At 36.4% G+C, this 6532-nt stretch carries 4 protein-coding genes; all 4 read left to right on the forward strand.

All coding sequences use genetic code 11. The annotated features are described in order from the left end of the window. The first annotated feature begins 1 nt into the window (after position 1). The 4 genes from CD172_RS10500 (at position 2) to CD172_RS10515 (ending at position 6329) form a co-directional block, all read left to right on the forward strand. The gene (locus tag CD172_RS10500) at positions 2 to 3217 is read left to right on the forward strand and encodes a DNA translocase FtsK (RefSeq protein ID WP_103346318.1); all 3216 of its coding nucleotides are present in this window, start codon (positions 2 to 4) and stop codon (positions 3215 to 3217) included. Between the two features lie 22 nt (positions 3218 to 3239). Next, positions 3240 to 4553, forward strand: a complete 1314-nt coding sequence (gene murC / locus CD172_RS10505; RefSeq protein WP_103346319.1) for a UDP-N-acetylmuramate--L-alanine ligase — start codon at positions 3240 to 3242, stop codon at positions 4551 to 4553. A gap of 76 nt (positions 4554 to 4629) precedes the next feature. After that, a complete protein-coding gene (locus CD172_RS10510; RefSeq protein WP_037565563.1) occupies positions 4630 to 5235 on the forward strand; it encodes a DUF948 domain-containing protein in 606 nt (201 codons plus the stop codon). 92 nt (positions 5236 to 5327) lie between these two features. Next, positions 5328 to 6329: a YtxH domain-containing protein gene (locus CD172_RS10515; RefSeq protein ID WP_103346320.1), complete on the forward strand. Its 1002-nt coding sequence runs from the start codon at positions 5328 to 5330 to the stop codon at positions 6327 to 6329. The last annotated feature ends 203 nt before the right edge of the window (positions 6330 to 6532 follow it).

A 6532-nucleotide genomic window follows, 5' to 3' on the forward strand; every position in this document is an offset into this window, starting at 1 on the left:
TATGAGCTGGTTTGATAAATTATTTGGTGAAGAGACGCCATCAGACCGTACATCTTCAGAAAAAAAACGCTCTACTGTACCAAAAAAATCGAGACATGATTTGATTCCACAAACGAATGATGTATATCAAAGACCACGTGGGAAATTTCGTTTTCCGATTACAATGGATTACGATATCAATGATAGGGAAGAACAGCGAAATGACTCCGTAACACTTAAAAAACGTGATATTGAAGGTACTGAGCGCGTATCATACGGTGTTGATCGAAAGACACGTCGCCACCGTACACACGGCTTCTCAAAGACTAAAGCAACACATGTGTATCAAAGTAACCGTACTCGTCCAAGTCAACAACATGCTTCTCAACTTTTTCAAGGTACAATACCAAATGACAAAACAACTAAAACCCATCATCAACGACCACATAAAGAAGTGGACCATTATAAAGGTTCATCAACGACAACTAAAAGTATTCATAAAGCAAATTATGCTAAGCCAACGACTGAATTTAAAGCGAGCGAAGTGCCATCTGCAATTTTTGGGACACAAGAACGTAAATCGATTAAAAATAGCGGATTAAATCAACCTCCAGGTACGCGATCTAAAACAACGCAACCACCTGCAAAATCGCTTGGCGAACGTAAGAAAACACCGAATCATTCAAAACGTGATAATACGATTAATATTGAAAATATTTATGCATCGCAAATTGTTGATGAAATTCGAAGAGAACGTGAGAAAAAAATCCAACAGAAAAAACGCTTTAAAGAAGCTTTACAACATAAACGCGCTTTAAAGGATGAAGATCCGCATGCGGACATTCAAAAGGCTATCGATAAAATGCATGCTTCTCAAGCACGTCAACTGTTAGGAAAAGATTATGAAGAAGCGGACCTAGAAGAGCATCTTGAACCTAATGAGGCTGTGACACCTGAGGCCAATGAAGACGTGGAATCATTAGACCAAGCCCAAACAGAATTAGATATTCAATATGAAGAAATCGATTTAAGTCAAATTCATTTAGAAACAGATGCGGAACAAACATTATCTTCAGACAAGGTTAATACTAAAGATAATGACCAAGCATATGAATTTGATGATGTGCAAACGCGTACAAAATCACAACAAGTACATAATACGCATCGTTCTACTTCGAACGTAATAGATGATGAAAATGAACAGGCAGTTAATGACAATGTTGACATTACAATAAATGACGATCATCTTAATCAAGATGTAGCGTCACCGTTGGACGACACCAATAATCAGTCAGATACGTCTGCGCGTACCTTTAATGCATCAAATGAAAATTACGTTGAAGACGCCGAGAATATTAATACAATAAAAGACGAGATACAAGAAGGTTCAAAAAAGAGCAATTCAAGAGATGAATCATCAATTAATGTCGATGTACCTCAACTATCTCATGATAGGGTAGAAGAAAATTCAACAACACAACCTGATGAAATAGCAGTGACTAAAACAGAAGCGCGTCAAATTGTTCCACCTTTAAAACCTGAACAAAAGCAAACGCAAAATGCTAATAAAGTCCCGATACGTAAAGGAAGTAAGCCATTTAATGTGGTTATGACACCTTCAGATAAAAAGCGTATGATGGAGCGACGTAAACACGAACACTTACAGCGTCAAACGATAAAAAATACTATGAATCAAACTACGTCTCGAGATATTCAAGCAACTCAGCAAAACATACAGAATGACCACACACAACAATCAAGTGAACGTGTGCATAGTCCAGAAATCGTTACGACGTCACAAGTGAATACTGACACCAAAGAAGAAGAGAAAAAAATTCGCCGTGGTCCTGTGTTGAATTTGCCAAGTATAGATCTTCTTGATCAACCTGAAATTCATGAAAAAGACAACGCATGGATTGAAGAGAAAAAGCAACAACTTAATGATGCATTTTTCTATTTTAATGTACCAGCTGAAGTTGTAAATGTGATTGAGGGTCCTAGTGTAACGCGTTTCGAACTGTCTGTGGAAAGAGGCGTTAAAGTTTCTCGTATTACGGCATTACAAGATGATATCAAAATGGCTCTCGCTGCAAAAGATATTAGAATAGAAGCACCTATTCCAGGTACGAGTTTAGTGGGTATCGAAGTGCCGAATCAACATCCAACAAAAGTAAACTTGCGCTCTATCCTAGAAACGCCAGCGTTTAAACATGCTGAATCGAAATTGACAGTAGCAATGGGTAATCGCATCAATAATGAACCGTTATTAATGGATATTGCAAAAACACCGCATGCACTCATAGCTGGAGCAACTGGATCAGGTAAATCGGTTTCGATTAACAGTATTTTACTATCATTACTTTATCGAAATCATCCAGAAGAGTTAAAATTGTTACTTATTGATCCTAAAATGGTAGAGTTAGCACCATATAATGATTTGCCACATTTAGTCGCACCTGTAATTACAGATGTTAAAGCGGCTACACAAAGTTTAAAATGGGCCGTTGAAGAAATGGAACGGCGTTATAAATTGTTCGCACAAACGCATGTGCGTAATATTACAGCATTTAATAAAAAAGTGAATTATGATCAACGTATGCCTAAAATCGTTATTGTCATTGATGAATTGGCAGACTTAATGATGATGGCACCACAAGACGTTGAACAATCAATCGCACGTATTGCTCAAAAAGCACGTGCGTGTGGCATTCATATGCTTGTCGCAACTCAAAGACCATCTGTAAATGTCATTACAGGCTTAATCAAAGCGAATATTCCTACACGTATCGCATTCATGGTGTCTTCAAGCGTCGATTCACGTACAATTTTAGATAGTGGTGGCGCAGAACGTTTGCTTGGATATGGTGACATGCTATATCTTGGTGGAGGTATGAACAAACCGATTCGTGTTCAAGGTACTTTCGTTTCAGATGAGGAAATTGATGAAGTAGTGGAATACATTAAATCACAAAGAGAACCTGAATATTTATTTCAAGAAAAAGAGCTCCTTAAGAAAACTGAAGAACCAACGAAAGATGAATTATTCAATGAAGTTTGTGAATTTATGGTTAAAGAGAGACACATTTCAACATCTCTTATTCAAAGACATTTTCAAATCGGTTATAACCGTGCAGCACGTATTATAGACCAATTAGAACAATTGGGTTATATTTCGGGAGCGAATGGCTCTAAACCGCGCGATGTCTTTCTCACTGAAGCAGACTTACAAGACTCATAAATATAGAAAGGGGCATAAAATCATGACAAAATACCATTTCGTCGGCATTAAAGGCGCAGGGATGAGTTCATTGGCTCAAATTATTCATGATTTAGGATATGATGTTCAAGGTTCTGACATTGAACAATATGTATTTACAGAAATTGCATTAAATAATAAGGGAATTAAGATTTTACCTTTTAGCGCTGATAACATTACTGAAGGTTTAACTGTGATTGTTGGAAATGCATTTAAAGATACGCATGAAGAGGTAGAAAGAGCACGTGAATTAAATTTAAAAGTGGTGCGCTACCATGATTTCTTAGGTGAAGTTCTTAATAAATACACGTCGGTTGCAGTAACCGGCGCACATGGTAAGACTTCTACTACAGGACTATTATCACATGTGATGAATGGTGATAAAAAAACATCATTTTTAATCGGTGATGGTACAGGTATGGGCTTGCCTCAAAGCGAATATTTTGCTTTTGAAGCATGTGAATACCGTCGACACTTTTTAAGTTATTCACCTGATTATGCAATTATTACAAATATCGATTTCGATCATCCAGATTATTTTGCGGATGTTGAGGATGTTGTTAATGCCTTTCAAGGTATGGCAAATAATGTAAAAAAAGCGATTATTGCGTGGGGCGATGATCCGCATGTTAAAAAAATTAGTGTAGATATACCTGTGTATTATTATGGTTTTGACCCATCAATGGACATCTATGCCGACAACATTGAAATTACGGATAAAGGAACTGCTTTTGATGTCTATATCCGTGGTGAGTATTACAATCATTTTATTTCACCACAATATGGAGACCATAATATTTTAAATGCGCTAGCTGTTTTAGCAATTACGTATTTAGAAAAGCTTGATACACAAAATATTAAAGATGCATTGATCACTTTTGGTGGTGTAAAACGACGTTTTAATGAGATTTTTACAAAAAATCAAGTATTAGTTGATGATTATGCTCACCATCCAAGAGAAATTAGTGCTACAATTGAATCAGCTAGAAAAAAATATCCAAATAAAGAAGTAGTGGCTGTTTTCCAACCACATACGTTCTCTAGAACAAAAGCATTTTTGAAGGAGTTTGCAGATGTATTAAATCAAGCAGATTCTGTATATCTATGTGACATCTTTGGCTCTATTCGTGAAAATACAGGTGAGCTCACAATTAATGATTTATTAGATTTAGTAGAAAATGGACGCTTAATCTCTGAATCAAGTGTAGAGGTCCTTGAAAAACATGAAAATGCGGTTATTCTTTTTATGGGTGCAGGTGACATTCAAAAAGTTTTAAAAGCATATTTAGAAAAAATTGGTGTTGAACATAGCTTTTAATGTTTGAGTAAGAGCTGTTTGGGTATCTATATAAAATAAATAGCATATTTTAAAAGTCAATAGGAGGCGTTTTCGAATGGAATGGATTTTACCAATTGCAGGAATTATTGCTGCTATCGCGTTCTTAATTTTATGTATAGGAATTGTTGTAGTTTTAATTTCTGTTAAGAAAAACTTGGATCATGTTGCTAAAACACTTGATGGTGTTGAAGGCCAAATCCAAGGTATTACACGTGAATCAACGGATTTACTTCATAAAGCGAATCGTTTAACTGAAGATATCCAAGATAAATCAAATCGTTTAAACTCAGTAGTTGATGCTGTTAAAGGTGTTGGCGAATCAGTTCAAACGTTAAATGGTTCTGTTGATCGTGTAACGCACTCAATTACAAACAACATTTCTCAAAATGAAGACAAAATTTCACAAGTTGTTCAATGGTCAAATGTTGCAATGGAAATTGCCGACAAATGGCAAAACCGTCAAAGTCGTCGAAATAGTGCAGCTTACAAAACAAACAATGTGTCTTCTGATGCTAAACAAGGTTCTAAATCAAGTTCTTTATCAAACGAAGATTTAGTTAATAGTGAGTATGAAAACAAAGACTTAAATGATTTCAACACTAACCCTGAATCAGTAAACACAAAATATACAACATTAAACAATGATTCAAATCGTAAGTAAGTTGACGGTTAGTTAAATAAGTCTTGATTTTACGCACTTAAATGAGGTAATACCTTTGTTTAAGTGCTTTTATTTTAAGGAGGCAATTTGAAATGGAAAAATATAATCGTGATTTGCATACTAAAGGTTTAGAAAGTTATGAAGTCCCACAATATGAGGGTGAACCTCGTGCACGTTTAGACCTTGTATTTGGATTTGTAGCAGGGGCTGTTTTAGGAAGTGCGTTAGGACTTATTTTAAAACCTACGTTAGAATCTGATAAATCTAAGACACAATCAAAAAAACAAAATAAATTAAATAAAGTAAATGATCAAGATACTGCTTTACGCGATGAAGCAAAAAGAAAAGCAGATGCTTTAAAAGAGCAAGCACGCCGTGTGAGAGAAGATTCAAAAAGACAACGTTCAGCTTTAACTGATACGGATGACCCATCATCTAAGGAATTAGCTGCACAACGCCGTGCTATTCAAAGTGAAGTTGATAGTGATCGATTAGAAGGACAAACTGCAAAGCAAACGACTTCTGCTACATCTTCTGATGCCGAAGCGTCTGATTATGATCGTAATCGACGTACGGGTGAGGATGAAGTGAAAGTAGATCATTCTGACAAGTCACGTACATCTACTGGTGCGGCAACTGCAGGAGTTGCAACTGCAGGTGTGACTGCAGCTGGCGTTGCGCATGCTTCTGATCAGCATCAAACGTCTAAACGTCAAGATGACCATTCTGAGGTGAGTAGTGATGCGCTGTCTGCACAAAAGCGAGCAATTCGCTCTGAAGTTGATTCAGACCGCTTAGAAGGCCAGACTGGACCAACTACGACTGCAGAGTCTGAAGAAAGTAAACAATCTGAAACAGATAAGCCGTCACAACCTTCATCCACTTCATTAGGTGCACAACGCCGTTTATTGGATATGAATCAGACTAACGCATCAGATACACCTCAAAATGAACAAAATGTACGCCTGGAAAATGGTGTGATTACTCATGATAAAGATAAAGATGATTTTGAACTTTCGAATCATAACCAAACTGTAAGTGAAGAAGCTAAAAAAACAAATAGTAAAGTAGACAAACATACGTTTGATCAATAATACTTTTTAACTTAATGATTTTAGGGGAGGGGCTGGGACATAGGGTTTCAGCTTCCAAGAAAAACACCACAAAAATCACTTCAAAAGATTTTGTGGTGTTTTTTCATTTATATAAAAGTAAACCATGCGCTATGCGTATGGTTCCGGAGAGGTTTTACCGTTGTATTAAAATAGGCATTTCCTCATGATAGAATAAAACTTGG

The sequence above is a fragment of the Staphylococcus agnetis genome, assembly GCF_002901865.1.
Classification (GTDB): domain Bacteria; phylum Bacillota; class Bacilli; order Staphylococcales; family Staphylococcaceae; genus Staphylococcus; species Staphylococcus agnetis.